Origin of the sequence: Bacillus clarus (assembly GCF_000746925.1) — a bacterium.
GTDB classification, from domain to species: Bacteria; Bacillota; Bacilli; order Bacillales; family Bacillaceae_G; genus Bacillus_A; species Bacillus_A clarus.
This window is the reverse complement of the sequence record NZ_JMQC01000008.1, coordinates 3,209,824-3,230,610: the sequence shown is the minus strand read 5'-3', so window position 1 is coordinate 3,230,610 and position 20,787 is coordinate 3,209,824. Positions and strand designations below refer to the sequence as shown.

At 34.9% G+C, this 20,787-nt stretch carries 17 protein-coding genes and 1 pseudogene; 6 read left to right on the top strand and 12 right to left on the bottom strand.

Annotated elements, in window-relative coordinates; all coding sequences use genetic code 11:
• Positions 1–172 precede the first annotated feature (172 nt).
• From DJ93_RS17445 to DJ93_RS17430, 4 genes are all read right to left on the bottom strand, one after another.
• The gene (locus DJ93_RS17445; RefSeq protein WP_042982199.1) at positions 173–2,020 is read right to left on the bottom strand and encodes an FtsX-like permease family protein; all 1,848 of its coding nucleotides are present in this window, start codon (positions 2,018–2,020) and stop codon (positions 173–175) included.
• Positions 2,010–2,771, bottom strand: a complete 762-nt coding sequence (locus DJ93_RS17440) for an ABC transporter ATP-binding protein (RefSeq protein WP_042982198.1) — start codon at positions 2,769–2,771, stop codon at positions 2,010–2,012. Before DJ93_RS17440 ends, DJ93_RS17445 begins: the two co-directional genes overlap by 11 nt.
• A 115-nt stretch (positions 2,772–2,886) precedes the next feature.
• Complete coding sequence (locus tag DJ93_RS17435; RefSeq protein ID WP_042982195.1) at positions 2,887–3,882, bottom strand: sensor histidine kinase; 996 nt, start codon at positions 3,880–3,882, stop codon at positions 2,887–2,889.
• Complete coding sequence (locus DJ93_RS17430) at positions 3,879–4,571, bottom strand: response regulator transcription factor (RefSeq protein WP_042982193.1); 693 nt, start codon at positions 4,569–4,571, stop codon at positions 3,879–3,881. The genes DJ93_RS17435 and DJ93_RS17430 overlap by 4 nt, the downstream gene beginning before the upstream one ends.
• A 581-nt stretch (positions 4,572–5,152) precedes the next feature.
• Between DJ93_RS17430 and DJ93_RS17425 the strand changes: the two genes are divergently transcribed.
• Positions 5,153–5,491 carry a phosphoglycolate phosphatase gene (locus tag DJ93_RS17425; protein ID WP_042982192.1) on the top strand — a complete coding sequence of 113 codons (339 nt, stop codon included), beginning with the start codon at positions 5,153–5,155 and terminating at the stop codon, positions 5,489–5,491.
• A 504-nt stretch (positions 5,492–5,995) separates the two neighbouring features.
• Here DJ93_RS17425 and DJ93_RS17420 read toward each other — a convergent pair.
• Together DJ93_RS17420 and DJ93_RS17415 are read right to left on the bottom strand one after the other, a co-directional pair.
• On the bottom strand, positions 5,996–6,973 hold the full coding sequence (locus DJ93_RS17420) for an ornithine cyclodeaminase family protein (RefSeq protein ID WP_042982190.1): 978 nt from the start codon (positions 6,971–6,973) through the stop codon (positions 5,996–5,998).
• A gap of 171 nt (positions 6,974–7,144) precedes the next feature.
• A complete protein-coding gene (locus DJ93_RS17415) occupies positions 7,145–8,149 on the bottom strand; it encodes a proline racemase family protein (protein WP_042982188.1) in 1,005 nt (334 codons plus the stop codon).
• A gap of 170 nt (positions 8,150–8,319) precedes the next feature.
• On the opposite strand from DJ93_RS17415, the gene DJ93_RS17410 reads away from it, so the two are divergent.
• A complete protein-coding gene (locus tag DJ93_RS17410) occupies positions 8,320–9,702 on the top strand; it encodes a sigma-54 interaction domain-containing protein (RefSeq protein ID WP_042982186.1) in 1,383 nt (460 codons plus the stop codon).
• Between the two features lie 122 nt (positions 9,703–9,824).
• Positions 9,825–10,044 (top strand): annotated as a pseudogene (locus DJ93_RS17405) (YflJ family protein).
• Positions 10,045–10,172: 128 nt separating this feature from the next.
• On the opposite strand, the gene DJ93_RS17400 reads toward DJ93_RS17405, so the two are convergent.
• The 4 genes from DJ93_RS17400 to DJ93_RS17385 form a co-directional block, all read right to left on the bottom strand.
• Complete coding sequence (locus DJ93_RS17400; RefSeq protein WP_042982183.1) at positions 10,173–11,126, bottom strand: TRM11 family SAM-dependent methyltransferase; 954 nt, start codon at positions 11,124–11,126, stop codon at positions 10,173–10,175.
• A gap of 254 nt (positions 11,127–11,380) precedes the next feature.
• Complete coding sequence (locus DJ93_RS17395) at positions 11,381–12,967, bottom strand: N-acetylmuramoyl-L-alanine amidase (RefSeq protein WP_042982182.1); 1,587 nt, start codon at positions 12,965–12,967, stop codon at positions 11,381–11,383.
• Between the two features lie 268 nt (positions 12,968–13,235).
• On the bottom strand, positions 13,236–14,285 hold the full coding sequence (locus tag DJ93_RS17390; RefSeq protein ID WP_042982179.1) for a M42 family metallopeptidase: 1,050 nt from the start codon (positions 14,283–14,285) through the stop codon (positions 13,236–13,238).
• Positions 14,286–14,518: 233 nt separating this feature from the next.
• Positions 14,519–15,370 (bottom strand): P-loop NTPase family protein, encoded by an 852-nt coding sequence (locus tag DJ93_RS17385; protein ID WP_042982178.1) that lies wholly within the window; start codon positions 15,368–15,370, stop codon positions 14,519–14,521.
• A gap of 520 nt (positions 15,371–15,890) precedes the next feature.
• Here DJ93_RS17385 and DJ93_RS17375 point away from each other — a divergent pair.
• On the top strand, positions 15,891–16,085 hold the full coding sequence (locus DJ93_RS17375; RefSeq protein ID WP_042982176.1) for a hypothetical protein: 195 nt from the start codon (positions 15,891–15,893) through the stop codon (positions 16,083–16,085).
• 20 nt (positions 16,086–16,105) lie between these two features.
• Here the strand turns inward: DJ93_RS17375 and DJ93_RS17370 are convergent, their stop codons facing one another.
• Positions 16,106–16,432 (bottom strand): nucleoside triphosphate pyrophosphohydrolase, encoded by a 327-nt coding sequence (locus tag DJ93_RS17370; protein WP_042982175.1) that lies wholly within the window; start codon positions 16,430–16,432, stop codon positions 16,106–16,108.
• A gap of 87 nt (positions 16,433–16,519) precedes the next feature.
• Positions 16,520–17,308, bottom strand: coding sequence for an enoyl-CoA hydratase (locus tag DJ93_RS17365; protein ID WP_042982174.1), 789 nt, complete (start codon positions 17,306–17,308; stop codon positions 16,520–16,522).
• Between the two features lie 355 nt (positions 17,309–17,663).
• Here DJ93_RS17365 and DJ93_RS17360 point away from each other — a divergent pair, with 355 nt between their 5' ends.
• Positions 17,664–19,058 carry an O-antigen ligase family protein gene (locus tag DJ93_RS17360; RefSeq protein ID WP_042982173.1) on the top strand — a complete coding sequence of 465 codons (1,395 nt, stop codon included), beginning with the start codon at positions 17,664–17,666 and terminating at the stop codon, positions 19,056–19,058.
• Positions 19,059–19,363: 305 nt separating this feature from the next.
• Positions 19,364–20,779, top strand: coding sequence for an MBOAT family O-acyltransferase (locus DJ93_RS17355; protein WP_042982172.1), 1,416 nt, complete (start codon positions 19,364–19,366; stop codon positions 20,777–20,779).
• The last annotated feature ends 8 nt before the right edge of the window (positions 20,780–20,787 follow it).

Here is a 20,787-nt window from a genome sequence, read left to right as displayed (position 1 = left end):
TTGTTTTCTTACATAAACAATATACTTTTATAAAGTTTCTATAGTAAGAGTATCTATTATTTATCCAAGAGGTTCTTTTGCAATGAAAAGAACCTCTTGAAAAGTATAATTTTAGGTATACTTTCTATGTTACTTTTAGATGAAGTATCTATGTTATTAGAATCATGCATTGTTAATTCATAAGTTTTTTCAAATAACTTCGTCGAATGATGAAAAAGCTTATGACAAATAGCAATAAAAATATTCCTACCCCTATTGCTGTGACTCCATAAAATGCTGATGAAAAATGGTTACGCATTCCAAGCGCTATTCCACATAGAAGAATAGATGCAAGTGTAAACGGGATAAAAATTAGTGTCGCTAACTTCTTGGTCACAACAGAAGCTAGTTCTTTCACAGAAAAGCCAAGTTTTCGGATTCCTGCATATTTTTCTTTCTCTCCTTCAAATGACATTTGCAGGTAGAAATAAAGAATGCTCATTGCCGCGCTTAAGAAGATAAGGCTCAGCATGAAACCGATAAAGAATAAGAGACTAACAGTAGATTTCTCCGTATTGTATAAATTAATTTTTGAAAGAATTAGGTGCTCATTCTGTATCGTGGTAATTTTAGAGAAAATGGTTTCAGGTAGGTCAAGTTTTTCAATCCAATTCTCAACCTTATAAGCAAATACTTTCAATACGGGATAATCGATTGTTTCATAAACCGCATCTGGGACGATATAGTACACTTTTCGAAAACCTGAAGTTAAAATATTTCGTTTCTCAAGGCCCGCATATTTAAGGTTTCCAAACGGGTAGTCATGAATAAATTCCGTACTTGGAAGGGTATCTGGAATTCCTGCTGCAACATAGTACTCATCATCCTTTAGTGAAATCGCCTTATGAAAGCCAAGTGCATTATAATTTGAAACCGACATAAAACCGATATTATGCCTTTTATCTGTTTTAAATGCAGAATAATATGCATCGTATTTACCTTGGTTTGCTAATGTCTTTTCAATAAATGCAATATCTTCCTTTTCAACTTCCGGTGCATTTCCTGAGAGTGAGATGTATTCGAAGCTGTACGGCGCTATTGATTCTACTCTCGTATCTATATTGTAATAGGAACTGTACAGTACATTTGTACATACAAACACACCTAGCAACAAGACTGTTAATAAATAGATAAGATGGGAATGTGAGCGTCCTTTAGCCTTTATGTTCGAAACGTAAAGCATATTTGTTTTTTTGTAATACGACGATCGTTTTTGTAATACACGAATCGATAACAGCATTCCTTGCGTTATAATAAAATAAATGGCTAATAGCGAACTAACAAATAGTAAAATGTAATAGAGCGTTCCAGATGATTCAACCCAATTCATTTCTAATATGAGCGATAGTACTAAGAATCCGCTCGTTATTACGGATAGTAACAACTTCCATGGTGCAGGCGCTATTAACTTTTCCTGTGTTACATCTGCTTTTAACAGATGAACAGCTTCTTCTTTGTTAATAAAACGTGTTATAAATTTAGAAACGATAAAGAATAACATTGTAAATAGAGCAATCGTTAACGCGATAGCTTGTATTGGTATATACATACCAAAGCTATCAGCCTGTAACACTCTTTTGGTGACCATTAAAAACAAAGGGGCGATTACAAGCCCAAGCACAATCGCTGTTAGAATTGCTACACCAGCAATAAGCATATTTTCTCTGAACACCATCTTACGCACTTGCTTCATAGATGCTCCAGTAATCATAAAAATGCCAAAACTTTTCGTTTTCTTTTTCAAAAACGAAAACATCGAATAAATGATGAAAACGAATGAAAAAATATACACAATAAAGCTCGTAAGTATCATTACAAGACTAAGTGTGCTTTCTTTTTGAATGATCGCCAGCATTGGATGAAATGCTACAATCGAAAATAAGAAAAATATCAAAATGGAAAATACACTGCTTAAAAAATAGGAAATATATGTCCATTTATCGCGCAAAATGTTTTGAAGGACAATATGATTAAAACTCATGTTGTCCACCGCCTAAAAATGCAAGTGTGTCCATAATTTCTTGATAAAACTTCTGTTTATTATTGCCTCGATGCACCTCATTATAAAGAATACCGTCTTTTATAAAGATCACGCGATGTGCAAAACTAGCAACATAGGCATCATGCGTCACCATTAAAATAGCCGTGTTAAAGGTTTTGTTAATTGATTCAAATAATGTCATAACATCATTTGCCGCTTTAGAATCCAGGTTTCCAGTTGGCTCATCAGCCAATAATAAACTTGGTTCATGAATAACAGCTCGTGCAATTGCAACACGCTGTTTCTGTCCTCCTGAAATTTCAAATGTACGCTTTTTTAAAATCTCTTTAATCCCCAAAAAGACTGTAACTTTCTCTAGGCGGTTATACATTTCCTTAACGTTTATAGAATCGAGCGTTAAAGGTAATAAAATATTTTCCTCTACCGTTAAGGTATGGACCAAGTTAAAGTCTTGGAATACAAATCCTAATTCTTTACGACGAAACTTTGCTAAATCATCATCATTTAATTGGTAAGGTTTTTTTAAATTAATCGTAACAGAACCTTTAGTTGGGTGATCAATTGTTGAAATGCAGTTAAGGAATGTTGTTTTACCACTACCGGAAGGACCCATTACTGCAACAAACTCATTTTTATCTAAATGAAAATCAATACCTTTTAATGCTTTGTAAGTAAACTCTCCTGTATACTCCTTTTGAAGATCCTTTACCTCTAAGATTGTGTTTGACATCAGTAAGTCACTCCTTTGTCTCCTTCAATATTTGATTATAAATGAGCTCTTTGTCTCTTAACATCTCTCAACGTGACAGCAATATGACAAAATTGTCACATTCAAAACGGCTACCTTATTGGATAGCCGTTTTTGTACTTCCTGAGAAATCTATCATAAACACTGTTTCATTATTTGCTGAATATAAAGTGTATGGATGGTTTAACGTAGAAAGAATACTTTTTACTAAGTATAGGCCGATACCAGTTGCTTCGCTATTTGTACGCCCTTTTGTTCCTGTGTAAAATAATTCAAAAACACGTTTTATTTCACTTTGAGGTATCGTTTCTCCTTTATTTTTAATGAGTAACTGCCCCTTTTCATAGTCAATCATAATGGATGATTGTGTCTGTCCATATTTAATAGCGTTACTTAATAACTGGTAAATAACTACCTTTAGCCATTTACGATCTGAATAAAGCAGTATATGTTCCGGTATGGTGCTTTTAGGAAATATTTCTGCTTCAATAAAATAATCCCTTAAATCATTAATAACTTCCTGTACGAGTTGTTTTAAAAGAATGGTTTCTATTTTTAAATCTGCTAATAATTTAGTCGAACGACTATAAGTTAGTAATTGATTTAAAGAAAAATTCAGCTTATCACATTCAACTTTTACTTTTTGCCATTCAACAATTGAATTTGGTTCCTTCCACTGATTGGATTGTATAAGTAATTGAATGACAGAAAGTGGCGTTTTCATTTGATGAACTGCATGAGAAGTCATCAATTGCTGATTGTGTAAGGAATGCTTATACTCCTCTTCTTTTGATTGGTATAATGATTGAATCGATTGTAAGTGTGCTGCGTATGCTTTCTCAAATGAAGCAACTGGTTTATAAATCATGAAATCGCCTATATATATGTCCTGATTCCCAATGTTTCTATACATTTTTTTGCGGCGTAAATACCGCAAGAAAAGTAAGACGATTAATAAAAAAAAGGACAAAAATAGAAAATAGGCATAATGATTTTCAAAGCCATCTAATAGATGAATTACTATTGGTAAGCTAATAAATGTAATGATATATAGGATAATAAAACTCATATGGTCCTTTAAAAATAATTTCATACAGGTTTCTCCACTAACTGATAACCAATTCCTCGAATAGTTGTAATTTCTAAAGTAGAATGGATTACTTCTAATTTTTTTCTTAACCTTCCAATATTCACCGTTAAGGTATTTTCCTCCACAAATTCTTCTTCATTCCATATAGCTGTAAGTAGTTGCTGCCTTGTCACAATATTAGGAGATGCTTCAAAAAACAATGTACACAGTTGAAATTCCTTTACCGTTAATAGCTCTTCTTGACTAGGTGTGCTTAATCGCATAGTATCTAAGTTTAAGCTTGTATTTCCTTCAGTTATAATTCTTACTTGTATATTCCTTGCATATTCACCATATACACGACGAATTTGTCCATTTATTTTTGCAAGGACCACTCCTAATAAAAAGGGTTTTGTAATAAAATCATCAGCTCCATTTTCAATGCCATACACTTGATCTAATTCACTCATACGAGCAGAAAGAATTACAATAGGACAATTCGATACCTGTCTTATTTTTCGAGACCAATAATAGCCATCAAAGGCAGGGAGGGTGATGTCCATTATAACAAGATGAGGTTGAAAATCTTGAAAAGTTTCTAGTACCCTTTCAAAATTTTCTACAATGAAGCAATGATATCCGTATTTTTCCAGGTGATTTTTCAATGTACTCGCAATATTCATTTCATCTTCAACAATTAATAATTTATACATCTAATCCTCCTATTTTGTTATAACTTTGATCTTATACCTTAATCTTGTAGTATTTTTACCAATGTTCAAAAAATGTAAAGTTATTCAATTGGTGTTAAAAAAACTTTTTGAACCACTAGTTTCATTGTGAAATTGAATGGGCCATCTGCAACCCTTCGGGAAAATTTGTTAATATAATATAAAAAAGGTATTTTATTTAAGCTTTATTGGCTTTTCTTCTCGCTGATTTACTTCAAATATAATCTAAGGTAAAGAGGATCTCTTATATTGGTTCCATTTCATCCTTAGCGTTTGGTAATAATAAAACGCCATATAATCTTTTTAAAACTATACTCCATTTCTCCCCCTAGAGTTTTGGCTGTATCACCAGTTCTTCTTCCTTAAATCCCCCTTTCCACTTCTTTTATTACTAACCCAGAGATATTTTTTTATTTGACTATCTACTTTTTTATAAAAATTTCAAATATTCTTACAAATTTGTAAGGGTATTGTCACCCGAATAAATAGTAAACGGGTTTACGCCAGTTTACAATATTTTTATTAACTTTGTTAAATATAAGACTATTTGGAGAGAACATTTAATGATGAAAAACATATTCCGTTATATACTTATATCTTTTTGTTTTATTACCATCCCAATTCTCTATATAACAATTGTATCATCTCATATCGTCCCCAAAAAATTTCTTAAAGAAGATTGGCCAAATGTAAAAAGAACTGCTGAATTAGTAACTGTTGGCTACTTTAAAAAAGATAAAAATCTCGATATCGTAATTGATATAGTTAATCCTCCAGAAGAGTACTACACACATGAGGTTTATGTGTCTGGATACGCCGGTAAGGATAAAAACCAAAGAATTTCTGTAATTGTAGATTTTAATAAAAACTATAAAGTTACAAACTTATCTGAGAATAATTAAAACTAATGATTGTTTAACCTTTTAGGGGTTAATTACATCGCTATCAAGTAAAGGAACATCTTCTTCCCAAAAAATAAAAATGAATTTTCGTGTTATAAAAAACATAAAATTCCCATTTAAGGAGTACTTTAAGGTCTTAGTTTGATGGCAATGCGTTGATAAACCTAAAAATTATTATATTATGAACTTTTATTTTTTTAATTGAAGAGATAAAGCATCTTATTTTTTTAGGAACGTTGCAATTTTATTCAAAACTTCGCGTCTTTCTTACAAACATCATGAATTTATTTCAACTCTACAATTTAATGTCTATTCAGAAAGTCCCTACTTTGGTGTCTCCATTTTAAAAAGTATCTACTTTCTTGTCTTGATATGTGGACAAGACAGTGAATACTAAATGAATTACTTTTGTTGATAATTCCACATTGCATACTATAAAATTAGTTCCCACTTTCATATCTTTCTACACCTCACCATACAAAAAAAGACCACCAAAAGGTAGTCTCAAAACTGAATCTTATTCCCCACTCCATGCTCCACCGCTTTTTCATACAAATACTTCGCAACGATAATATCTACTACTGCTAAACCAACTGATTTAAACACGGTAATCTCTTCATCGTTCTCCCTACTAGCTTTTTCCCCGCTTATAATTTGACCAAGTTCGGCATGAATGTTGCTAGTTTTAAATAAACCTTCTTTTATTGGCACTAGAAGGTCACCTGTTTCTTCTAGTGCTGCTTCTTTTGATTCGACTACTACTTTGTTTGCGTTTGCGATGGCGTGAGATGGTAGCTCTTGCATGCTCGGTCTGAATGAACCGACGGCGTTTACGTGGACGCCTTTTTGTAGTGTTTCTGAGAAGACTGGTGTGGATGCATTTGTTGTTGTGACGATGATGCCTGCTTCTCTTAATGCTTCATTTGAATCTCTGTAAACGTAAGCAGGTTTGTTGAATTTTTCTTGCATATGTTGCGCGAATGCATACGCTTTTTCTTCCGTTCGGTTATACAGTAGGACTTTTTCGATATCTCTAACCGCGAATACAGCTTCTGCAATTCCTTTCGCTTGTTCACCGGTACCGATGATGCATAAAGTTTTTGCGTTATGACGGGCTAAATGTTTTGTCGCTACTCCTGATAAGGCGCCCGTTCGGATCATCGTTAAATAGGAACCTTCTAAAAGTGCGAGTGGTTCTCCCGTTTGAAAGTCTGATAGCATAACAATTCCGTTTATCGTTTTCTTTCCTATCTTTTTATTATGAGGAGCTACCGTTACTATTTTTACTCCAAGCGCTTCCAGTCCTTCCGCTACTGAAGGCATAATTAATGCCGTATTTTGCTCGTTCGCAAATGGTAATGAGCCGCGTATTGGTGTAATCGTTCTTTCTGCGGAAAACTCTTGTAAAGCAAGCGCCGCGTATTCAATAACTTCGTTCATATTTACTAAGTTTCTTTGTTCGTTCGCGCTTATGACTAGCATATTTTTTTACCTCCTCCTTTTTCCCGCATTAACGGGCAGTAAGACTCCCACCTCAAAATTCAGCTTGAGCAAAGAAGTTAGGCGGGAGTCGGGCTGCCCGTAAAAGCCCGATTGGTTCAACTAATAATCAGTGGGGGACGGACAAAACCCCCCACTGATTAAAGTTTCACTTTATCCTAACAAAAACCCCCGCTTCAAAGAATCCCTCGGATCTACTACAAACTGATGAAATCCTGTAATAAACGCCTGACCCGTCACTTTTGGAATAATTGCTTCGTATTGATCCACTGTTGTCACTGATAAAACCTCTCCGGCAAATTGTCCGTCCGTAATGCATTCGTGGATGAAAGTTTCTCCCTTTTGTAAGGCTTCTTTTTCAAAAAGAGTTGCGAGTCTTGCAGAAGTTCCAGTTCCACAAGGAGAACGGTCTACTTGCCCGTCAGCAAAGATGGTTACATTTCGTAAAGTAGCGTCTTTTCCATTCGGTTCATCTGAAAAGATCACGCCGTATATTCCTTTTAAATCTTCTTCAAGCGGATGCTTTACTTCCATTTGACTTTCAATATAATGTTTAATTTTTCCGCCCCACGTTTGAATAGCTGGTAAGTCTTTAAAATCAACCTTTAACCCGAATTCTTTACTGTCTACAACCGCATAGAAAGCTCCGCCAAATGCAATATCTACTTGAAATTCATAGTCATCTATTTTTATAGGAACGTCTTTCTTGTAAACAAACGAAGGAACATTTTCAAATGATACGGACTCTACCTCGTTCCCGCTATACTTTGCATACGCAATAATTTCTCCTGCAGGGCTATCAATAATAAATTTTTGTTTTTCACCTGCTACTTCAAACATACCAGTTTCAATTCCTACTGTAATGACAGCAACAATCCCGTGACCACACATTGTACTCCAGCCTTCATTATGCATAAACAATACACCAAAATCAGCACGAGAACTTGCGGGAGGCGTAATGATACAGCCGTACATCCCATGATGTCCTCTCGGTTCATACATCAAAACTTCGCGAAGATGATCCAAATGTTCCATGCAGTATGCTCTTCTTTCTAATTGTGTTTTCCCTTTTATCTCTGGTACTCCGCCCGTAATAATTCGTAGTGGTTCCCCCGCTACATGTGCATCAACTGTTGTATAGATTTTACTAACCTTCATTTCTATCTCTCCTCCATTTTCATATACTGTCTTTCCCTTTTTAGTAGCAAGTATCATGCCAAAATGAAAACCGTTATTTTGTTTACATTTTTCTGAAAAAAGTGTATCCTTTTGGCAACAAATTTGTATACCACTGTCTACTTTTTTATAAAAATGTTGGGGGATATGTTATGAAACAATTTGATAGCTTTGCAATTCCGACATTGCATACGCTCCTCTCTTACGTAGAAGAAGCCATTTCTATCGTAGATACGAAGGGCGTTATGCTGTATTGGAATGAAGCAGCAGAAAAAATGTATAACATTAAAAAGGAAGATATTATCGGAAGAAATGTGCAAGAGTTCTTTTCAAAAGAAGATATTATGAATTTAAAAGTTCTTGAAAGTGGACAACCTGTTCGGGATATTTATCACCTTCCTCGGCCAGATAAGCACGTATTGATTAGTACGACTCCTATTTATAATGAGAAAGAAGAATTAGTTGGTTCTATGTCTGTAGAAAAAGATATTACCGCTACGATTAAATTGAACGAAAAATTGTCCTCTACTTCTGAAGAATTACAACAACTAAAGCATATGATACAACATCAGCGAGATGACCCTTTCAGCAATATAAAAGGCAATAACGGGGCAATTCAGCATATTATTCACAACATGAAAAAGGTAGCAAAGACAGATGCGACGATTTTAATTACTGGAGAAAGCGGCGTTGGAAAGGAACTTTTTGCCCAAGCAATTCATGAGGCAAGCCTTAGAAACAGAAAAGCATTTATTCCCATTAATTGCGGTGCTATTCCTGCTGCTCTATTTGAAAGTGAGTTATTCGGCTATGAATCAGGAGCATATACAGGCGCTGCGAAAGGCGGGAAAGCAGGAAAACTAGAATTAGCAAACGGCGGCACTTTATTTTTAGACGAAGTTGGGGAGCTTCCGTTAGATATGCAAGTGAAACTCCTTCGCGCTTTACAAGAAAAAGAGATTTATCGAATTGGGGGACAAACACCGAAGAAAATTAACGTAAGAATTATCGCTGCCACAAATCGCATATTGGAAGATATGGTGTTAAATGGAACGTTTCGATCCGATTTATTTTACCGGCTAAACGTATTCACAGCTTGCATCCCTCCATTAAGGGAACGAGCAGATGATATTGCCTTCTTAGCTCATCATTTCTTAAAAGAATTTTCTTTTACATATAACAAGCCAACTCCTTTCGTTCATCAAGAAGCAATCAAACAACTACAAATATATTTTTGGCCAGGTAATATTCGCGAGCTACGCAATATAATAGAAAGATTAATTGTACTGCATGAAGGGAAAGAAATACGGGAATCTGACGTTTTGCAGCTATTACCCTTGCCAAAAGCACCTGTACAAACTGAACCTTCACTAACCGATGAAAAAGAAAACTTAGAAAAAACTCGCATTGTACAAACTCTCGAGGACACGTACGGAAACAAAAGTATCGCCGCTAAAAAACTAGGAATGTCCCGAGCTAATTTATATAAAAAATTGAAAAAGTATAGAATTACTTTCAACAAAGATCGCTCTTAAATATATCGGCGATTCACACCTAGAACTTACACTCCACATTAATAAAGATCCTCCGACACCCCGGGGGATCTAAACTCCGTCCTGTACTTCCTTGACAAAAATCATTTATCATCTTCCGATAAATCCCCCCAAAAAGAAGAAAGTTCCAAATCATCCCAACATATACTGTTCAAAAGCAAACAAGGAAGTGATCCCATGTACTACGGAACAAAAGGCTGGTACGTAGCCGAGCTGAAAAAATTAGGTGTTCGTTATCATGAAGGGCGGAAATTAGAAAGTTACCGTGGCCATGTTTTGCGTAACTTATTAGCCGAACAACAGGAAAAACAAAAAGAAAAGTAACCTTCCAAATGATATCGATTGTTCTTCACAATATATCAATGATTTTTTGAATATATCGAACGCTGGGCAACTCGTCCCATCCTCAAACACACCCAAAAAAGGTCACCCATTCGGGTGACCTTTCTCTCTTATTCGCAGACAAGAATTTGTCTAGAGAATGTTCCTTTTTTTGCTACACAGCGGTCTGTAATTTCGAATCCGGCTTCTTGGATCATGTGATCTAGCGTTTCCATCGTTACAACGACTACTTTTTTGGCAATGCGGCGCGCATTTGAAAGGATGGAGAGCTGATCTTCTGGTGTTGCGTGAGTAAATAGGTCGTATGGCATGTCGATAATTGCCACATCGTAGTTCTCATTGATTTCCTGAATTGGGCCTTTCGTTACAGTTCCTTCAAATCCGAAATGTGCGATGTTTTCTCTAGATCCGATAACAACAAGTGGATTTATGTCTCTGCCGACGATGTTAATGCCCATAGAAAGTGCTTCTACTAGTACCGTTCCAATGCCGCAACACGGATCAATTGCTTGTACACCGGCTGGGTTTGGTACAGCGATATTTGCGACAGCTCTCGCAACACGTGTGCTCAGTGACGTCGAATAGCTACGTGGTTTTTTTATGTGATGGTACCAAACCGCTTCACTTTCCATATAGTGCCCGAAGTACCAACGTCCTCCAAGGGGAACAATTCCAAATACACGCTCTGGATTACGTACATCTGCTTCTCCTTCAATGTGCATGCCGATGTCTCGTTCAATTAAGCGTCTTTCTCCATATTCTATTTTGTTCTCTCCATCGAGGTCATTAATTTTAACGAAGATGACTTTGAACGTCGCTCCTGCCAAGTCAATTTGTTCTACTTGCTTTAAAATACTTTCTAAGTCGTCTCCTTCATACATAACTTCAATTCGCTCTTTAATAAATGGACTTCTGCTTGGGTCAATTTTGATTTCGCTTTTCAAAATATTAACGTGAGACTCTACTCCAAAAAGAGAGCGCATTTCCATATAACATAAAGAACGTTCATCTTCGCGGAATGCATACGTATATATACATGCAGATGTTTTACTATGATTATCCAATCTATTATCATCCTTTATCATTTTAAATTGTTGTGATTCCATTGCCCTCACATTCGTCTTAGGATGGAATACATCCGTAATCTCTATCGCTACTCATATACTTTTCATATAAAATTAAATGATATCATACGCCATAATGAAAGAGAAACTTTTATTCATGAAGTTTACCCCTTCTCTATTGTTAAGTTATTAAAAAAGAAGAGATTGCCAATTGGCAATCTCTTCTTTTTTTTACATTCTAAAATTATACATGTTTAACGGTAAGATGAAACGTCGTTACCTTGTTCTTCATAGTAATCTAGAATACCTGCGTAAATTGCTTCTGCTGCACGTTGTCTCATTTCTGGAGAAGCTAGTTTTTGAGCATCACCTGTATTGTCTACAAATGCTAATTCTGCTAATACAGCTGGCATCGTGTTTTCTCGAATTACATATAAATCACCTGGTTTCACACCACGGTCTGTTGTATCAAGTGCGCTTACAAGACGCTTTTGAATTTTCTCTGCTAATAAACGACTTTCGCTTACATTCGGGTTTGCTGCTCTCGTCGCGGAGTCATAATAGTAAGTTTCTGTACCATGTCCAAGTCCACCTTCAGAGCCATTACCGTGAATACTAACAAAAATATCACCATTATTTTGCTGTGCAAACTCTACTCGTTTTTTCAATGAATCCTTAGCATCAGTTCCTGGGCGTGTATCGTCCGTACGTGTTAATAACACAGTAAATGGTGTCTTTTTCTCAAATATTTTCTGTAATCGTAAAGATGTATCTAACACGATTTCACTTTCTTTCATGTTTGAGCCTGGGTTACCGGAATCCATACCACCATGACCTGGGTCAATAATAATTGCTTTTCCCTCTAGGAAATTCACTTGTTTTGGTGGATTTAATTGATTTTTATCTACCCATTGGAAGCCCGCACCTGTACGAATACGAATCCAACTACCGCTTTCTTCAATAACAGTTACTTGTTGCGGTCCATATTTCCCTAGCACTTTAGCAGAATGTGAAGCCGTTTCATATGTAGTAAATTCTTGATTAATTGTTTCTGTTTTTTCGTTTAAAGGTGTCCATTTATCACCTTTACTTGTTACGACTTTTAACCAACCATCTGCTCGTTGTTCTTTTACTACAACGATTTGCGGGTTATGTTGAATATCTGTAATACCAGATGATAATGATGGCTGATGATATGTGATAAACTTTCTATTCATATACATTCTTTTTGATGTATCAGCTTTTCCCATGTCAGTTTGTGCGATAAATTGGGCTGCTTCCGCACGCGTAACAATACCATTTGGTTTCCAGCCGTCACCAGTTCCTTTAGAGATACCTAAAACAACTAACGTATTCGCCAATTTTTCACCCCAATGGCCTTTTAAATCATTAAATTGAGTTGGTATATCACCAATAATTCTATTATTTAATTGATACGCATTTACAAGCATAGATGCCATAGAAGCACGATCGATACTGCCTGATGGGTTAAAGTTCCCCGTATTATCACCTTTAATTACACCAGCTTTTTCTGCCGCCGCAATATACGGTGTTGCCCAATGATTTTGTGAATCTTTGAAAGATGGTTTTGCATCTTTATTAATTTCCAAACCGAGTACGATCGCCATTAGTTTTGCGGCTGATCCTCGATCAATCGTTTCTGTTGGTGCAAATGTTCCGTCTGGTTTCCCATCAAGTGCATGCTTCTCAATTAAATAATCAACTGAACTTTGCGCCCAACTTGGTACATCTGGAAAGCTCTTTTCTGCAGCTGCACTACTTAATGGATAAGATAGTAAATTGACTGCTAGAATTCCTGCTGCGATTACTCCGTATTTCATTAAACTTTTTCTCCTCTCAAACCTTTACACTAGTTATATATTCTATTAAATAATAAAATAGTTATTCACCTATTTTTTCCTACTAATTTATTATTTAATAGTGCCTAAATTAGTGTATGTCATTATAACTAGAGAGTAAATATGCATATTTATAACAAAATATTAAAAGTTTATTACAAAGTAAATTACTGGAAATTATTTTATTCATTTTTGTAAAGAAAAAAGTGATTGATATACATACCAATCACTTTCAAAAAATCATTTTCTATTATTCTTCCAACATAGCCGATAACACATACGCATATACAAGTGCTTCTGTATGTGCAATTGAGCTCTCATGCGTACGCTCAAATGCATGAGAGGAATCAATGCCCGCTCCAATTAGCGCATGCTTCACGTCAAATCCAGCACGAATTGCAGCTGATGCATCTGATCCGTAATACGGATAAATGTCTACTTTGTATTCAATAGCATTCGTTTTAGCAAGATCAACTAAATGTTTACGTAATGCATAATGGTATGGTCCACTTGAATCTTTTGCGCAAATGGATACTGTATATTCATCAGATGATTGTCCATCACCTAATGCTCCCATATCAACAGCTAAATATTCTACCGTTTCTTCTGGAATATTAGAGTTTCCACCGTAACCGATTTCTTCATTATTAGAAATCAAGAAATGTGTTGTATACGGTAATGTAATATTTTCGTCGTTTAATCGTTTTATTAATTTTAATAAAATTGCTACACTTACTTTGTCGTCTAAATGACGTGATTTTATGTATCCACTCTTTGTAATTTGAACGCGCGGATCAAATGAAACAAAGTCTCCTACTTCAATTCCTAACGCGCGCACTTCATCTGCTGAAAATACACGTTCATCGATGCGCACTTCAATATTTTTTTCATCTCGCTTTGCTTCTCCTGCATCTTTGTAAACGTGGACAGATGTTTGATGCATTAAAATTGTTCCTGTATACGCCTTACCGCTTGATGTTTCTATTTCACAATACTCACCTTCAACAGAGTTCCAGCGGAATCCACCAATCATCGATAAACGAAGACGACCGTCAGGCTTTATTTCTTTCACCATTGCACCTAATGTATCTACATGTGCTGTTAAAAGGCGATGCTGCTCGTCATTCTTTCCTTTTACCGATAAAATAAGAGCGCCCTTATTATTACGCTTCGTTTCTACATTCCATTCTTTTACGTAGTTTTCAATAAAGTTAATAATTTTCGTTGTATTTCCAGACGGACTTGGAATAGAAACAAGCTCTTTAATTAATTCCATCGTTTCTTTTGCATGATACGCCACTTTCATTTCCCCCTCGATTTTTTCTAATATTCAGTATACCGAAATTATCATAAAACCTCTACTTATACAGATTAATTTTCATAATTATGCTTCCTTTAGCTTGCGGTAAACTTATGCTTCTAATATGTATACAACAAAAAAACAACTAGCCCCTCGTAAGAGGTACTAGTTGACGTAAAATTCGAAAGCGGAAGTTAAAAATTCTTAGTTTCTTGCTCAATTAAAGCACTACATTAATCTAGAAATTCAAGTAATTTCAATTTTTCAATTATCATTGACTTATATTTGATAGCTTCATACTGTGAATTATCAATTTTTGTCTTTTTTATATTTAACATATCAAATATTTCTCTTTCAATATCTCTTCTTGCTTCTAAAACTTTAATTGTTCCGTCTAAACCGTGATAGCCTTTCATTTTCGCATACCCTTGATTTGTATAATACTCAATAAATCCAGCAGACCATTCTTTTGCTCTTTCATTAAATACCTTTCTGAATGAGAATTCCAAATCATCTTGTTCTATATAAAACAATACTGGATTTAATTTCTCTATGATTTTCGCTAATGCATTAATATAACTTATAACTTTCTCTTTTTTTTCACCATATTTAACCATTCCGATTGTTAATGGATTTTGTATGAAGCAACATTCAAAAATATAAGTTTTATTTTCGTTGTTGGCTATTTCAACAAAATCCCTCCATTTTTCAGTTATTAATTCAATATTCCTCTCTAGCGGTAATTCATATATATCATTTTTGAAAATGGTATTTAATAAACTTTCGGGAAAATTAGAACTGTATTCATTTTTAATTTTTTTATATGGCAATAAATAATTGTTTCCTCGCTTCGTGACTCTATCACTAATTACTTCCCTAAAATTACCACTATTCACTAACAAACTTTCGAATTCACTTTTATCAAAACAAGATACCCCATCATAATCAGCAGGGTGGTCTGGATTCCCTTCAAGAAATAACTCAACGTCAATATTTTTTTCAATTAGAATATCGTAAAGCAAGTTTGCAGTGGTGGATTTCCCAAAGCCAGGAAGCCCTTCTACTATGATTAATTTTGTATTCAAAAAAATCTACACCTTTCTAAGACAAAATAAAAGTTTTTAAATTAAAAATAAATTGTCCACTGAACTCACCCTCGCCTCTTTTTCTAAATTTTACCATCTGAATAATGCGGTAGTAAAGAAGTTTTTCTTGTATATCGTATACATAATCGGTTGACATAACGTCTCATTATGAGAAGTTCTCCTCACCAACAATCCCCGGCTTATCAACATTCTGTGAAACATCCTTTTCACCTACGTATGCAGTTTCTTATTCATCCTATTATATCAGTGGTTAAAAGCAATCATTGTCTTTATTTCCTTTATTCCATATGTATAAAATTCCGCATAAACTAACGGCCAGCTTATGGGTTAATCATTAACTCAAGGCCAATTTATGCTTCCAATTCCGTTGAATAATTAGATAATTATCTACAAAAGTAAGTGTTTTCTGGCCAACTTATGCTTCCAACTGCGGCCAACTTATAGGTAAAGTAACATTATGGTAAAATTTATTTTAGTAGATAAGAAAGGGGTTATTAGAATGCACTTAACGAAAAAATATGTTCAAATTGCACTTATTTGGTTTTTATCATCTTTACTTTGTTTGCAAGTTTCTTACGTTATTCACACTACTACTTCTATTACAATCGGCTGGGCACTAACAGCCTTGTTTTTCATCATTAGCCTATTTGCAGGAAAACGTATATTCGTAAAAAAGCACAGCTCTATTAAATAAGCCGTGCTTTTTCTATTCAACTATTCTTCTGAAACATCCAGCAAGTAAATTCCTTTTTGGAATCCACCACGCTCCGCTTCTTTCTGTTTACGAATTCGTTCTACCTCTTCAATTGTTGCGCCTTCTGCACGTGCTAACGATATAATGACTTCTAATGCATCAGCAAGTGAATCTAATGCATGTTCACGTTCTTGCATCGAAGCAAATTCACGAATTTCCTCTGTTCCAATTTTCGCTAACGCTTGTATGTAAGCTTGCCCTGTTAGTTTTTTCGATGTATATGTTTTTCCAGACATTAAAATTTTCTCTGGGACACGATCCCTTACTAGCTTATTATAAGTTGACATAATTTCTCCTCCACTATCAGCATATCTTTTCTCTATAAAAAAAGTGCTAACACAATTATACTAAAATGTGCTAGCACTTTCTTCTCTTTATTCTCCTTTAAATACCGGCGGACGTTTTTCTAAAAATGCAGCAATTCCTTCTCTATGATCAGCTGTTTTTCTCATTGCATATTGTCCACGCTTTTCAAGTTGTAATGTTTGTTCTAGACTAGAACGATTGACTTCACATAAAATTTGTTTCGTTTGAATCATTGCTTGAATTGGTTTTTGTAACCACTCATTAATTTTTTGTTTTACAGCATCTTGGAAATTCTCTCCGATTACTTCATCAATTAAACCGATATCTAGCGCTTCCGTTGCTGATAGCTTCTTACCTTCCCAAATAATTTGCTTCGTCATATTTTCACCAACACGTTTTTGTAAGAAGAAATGTCCACCACCATCTGGAATTAAAGCGATTCCAATAAAGTTCATGGCAATAATCGACGATATATCTGCTACTACATAATCCGCAGTTAATGCAATACTTAATCCAAGTCCTGCAGTCGGTCCATGAATCGCACTAATGACAAGCTTCGGCATTGTATATAGCGTAACAACAACCTCAGAAATAGTATTCATTATACTTTCAAACTTGCTTTCATCATTACTTGAAAGCATCGATTTAATATCACCACCCGCAGAAAAACCGCGGCCATTTCCACATAATACGACAATATGAGCAGAACTTTCAGCTACTTCTTTCAATTTTTTTAACAACTCTTTTAAAGTTGGCTCATCTAACGCATTTAACACCTCTGGACGATTTACCATAACTGTTGCTACGCGTCCTTCATATTTTACAACTACAGTCTCTGCTTTACTTGTTACTTCCATTACATATCCCTCTTTCCCACCTAAAGATTATACTTATATAATTATAGGTAGAGCGCGAAAAATCCTTCTTTTTTCTCAATTTTCTGTCTAATAATCTCGTAATTTGTATATATACCTGTATAAAACATACAATAGCGTAGAAAAATAACTTGATGAAAGTACCTTTATTGCCTCCCTTCATCTATTTACCATTAAAATGAAATGGTGTATTCTTAAGCTTGATATATGAAAACAAATATAGAAATTCATTCTCCTTACTGTATCATAAGGACTTTTATACACTGCCTATCCTTTCATTTTTAGATGAAAAGATGCTGCAATAAAGGAATGAAGGAATGAAGGATTGGAGGAAAATATGGTTACTAAGTTGAAACAAACGGATAACTACTTCCCACATTTCCTGTTACTATTCATTGTGTTTCAACCGATTTTAGATTTATTAACATCTTTTTCAATCTATATATTACACATGAGTGCAACAGTTGGAATTGTAGTACGTTTTGCCTTTATGCTTCTCGCACTAGGCTATCTTCTTCTTCACAGAAAACAGGAAGGAAACAAAAAATACATTCTCTATTTATGTTTACTCGGGATTGTACTAATAGCTGGCCTTGCAAACAACATGATGGTCAAATCTCCCGTATCATTTGGTGAAGAAATTAAATTTATTTTAAAAAGCATATATCCAATTGTGTTGCTGTTCGGATATATCATTGTATGTAAAGAAATACAAAATAAACAATATGCTTTCCAGAAAATCATTACATATTTCTTATATGCAACATTGATTTTAAGTATCGTTATGATCGTCGCAATTGTGTCTGGAACAGATTTCCCAAGTTATCCCAACTCAAAAATCGGTTCAAGAGGTTGGTTCTTTGCAGGAAATGATTTAAGTGCTATTTTTGCGATTATGTTCCCGATTGTTGTGCTGTATTCTATCCATCACACAACGTCTTTTTCTAAAGTATATTACTGGATTCCAACGCTTTTAGCGATGTATGCAAGTATTATGGTCGGAACAAAAGTTGGATATGGGGCAATTGTTCTTACACTCGGCGTCGCACTTCTATTTTCATTTATTGAATATATGATGAATCGTAAGAAGGAAGGCAAAGGATTCACATATCTTGTAAATACAGTCGTTGCCTTCGTTGTGCTAGGTGGTTTAGTTATTGCTACGCCACATACCCCTATTGCGAAAAATATGGGCATTCATTTACAAATGTATGAATACAAAAAATCAGTACGAGAAGAGCAAGAACGGAAAGAAGGAAAAGTTGTTAAAAAAGATCCTGAAGAAGCGAGAAAACATGCGCAAGGTGAATTAACAGATTCTGAAGTAAAAAGCTTAATTTATAGTGATCGTGATAAGTTTTTAGAAGTATACAAACAATACTATAAAAACGCGCCTCTATCACAAAAATTATTCGGAATGGGGTACGCTGGAAACTATACGACAAAAATTAAATTAATTGAGATGGATTTCCATGATCTATTCTTCGCATTTGGAATCGTCGGTTTTCTTATTTACTTACTACCATTTCTTTATTTCGGTATTAAATTATTCATACGCTTTATCACGAATTTCAAAAAAGTATTAACTGTAAAATATATGCTATTAGCTAGTACAATCGTCCTATCACTTGGCATTAGCTTTATGTCTGGCCATGTGTTAACAGCGCCGTCCGTTAGTATTTTCTTCGTTGTTATACTCGCCTACTTAATTGTCGACTTGAAGGCAGAATAAAAAAGCAGCATCCATTTGGATGTTGCTTTTTCTATTGAAAGGATGCATGAATGTGGTCCAGCATTTCATCTATTTTCTTTCGGAATATTGCTCTCTTCTTTTTACGAACCATTATCATATCAAAATAATGAGTATCAAAGAGATTCTGCTCACCAAATATGACAATATGCAGCATACTTTAATTAGTAAAGACACTTTTATACAAAACAATATATAATAGATATATTGTTTTTCTACATGTAAACAAATAGAAGAACTTGATCTTCGTATTATATATGTACTTTTGCAAAAGTGAGGAGAGTCTTTTGGTATTTAGTAGTTCTATTTTCTTATTTATCTTTTTACCGCTCGTACTATTTTTCTATTTTCTCGTACGTGCCGAGCTACGTAACTTCGTATTACTAGCATTTAGTTTAATTTTCTACGCATGGGGAGAACCGCGCTTCGTACTCTTAATGCTCTTTTCCATTTTATTAAACTACTGTTTCGGTCTGCTCGTGCATCATTATGATAAACGAAAAAATATGAAAGTCACGTTTTTAATTATGGCTGTGGTCGGAAATATTTTACTTCTTTCTTATTTTAAATATATTTCATTTTTCACAGACATTTTAAATCAAACATTCCACCTCTCTATCCACGTAGAGCCTATTCCATTACCGATTGGAATTTCGTTCTATACGTTCCAAGCAATGTCATACGTCATTGATATATACCGGAAAGATGGAGATGTCCAAAAAAACCCGCTTAACTTAGCACTATATATATCGATTTTCCCGCAGCTCATTGCCGGTCCAATCGTTCGTTACAATATCGTTGCTGAGCAAATCAAAAAACGGATCCATTCTTTTGAACGCTTTACAGAAGGCATTCAAATTTTTGTTTTAGGACTAGCTAAAAAAATATTAATTGCTAACCAAGTTGGACTTGTCGCAGATAAAATCTTCGCCATGCCACCTTCTGAAATGAGTGCTGGTACAGCATGGATCGGAATTATTGCTTACACACTTCAAATTTATTTCGATTTCTCAGGATACTCCGACATGGCAATTGGACTCGGAAAAATGTTTGGGTTTGATTTCCCGAAAAACTTCAATTACCCATATATCTCCAAATCTATCTCGGAATTTTGGAGAAGATGGCATATTACACTCGGTTCTTGGTTCCGAGACTACGTTTATATCCCGCTTGGAGGGAACCGTGTCTCCAAACTAGCTAATTATCGTAACCTTTTCATCGTATGGGGATTAACTGGTTTATGGCATGGTGCAAGCTGGACATTTATCGCTTGGGGATTATATTACGGGATCATTATCTCTATTGAAAAAGCTGGCCTAGAGAAATTATTACAGAAATTATGGTCACCGCTGCAACATGCATATGTACTATTCATCGTTATGATTGGCTGGGTCTTTTTCCGTGCCGATAACTTTACGTATTCGTTCCAATATTTAAAAGCGATGTTCGGCTTACAGCATCAATCACTTACAGATGACAACACAATGTTATATATACATGAGTACATCATCGTATTTATGATTGCTTTTATTGCAGCAACACCCATTTTAAAACGTATTAAAAATGTGTTGGAACTCGCACCAAAAACGTATATGTTCACAATGCAAGTTATACGTCCTATATTATTACTAACATTATTTATGATTTCGATTATGTATTTGATTAATTCGACGTATAATCCATTTATTTACTTTAGGTTTTAACTTATTTA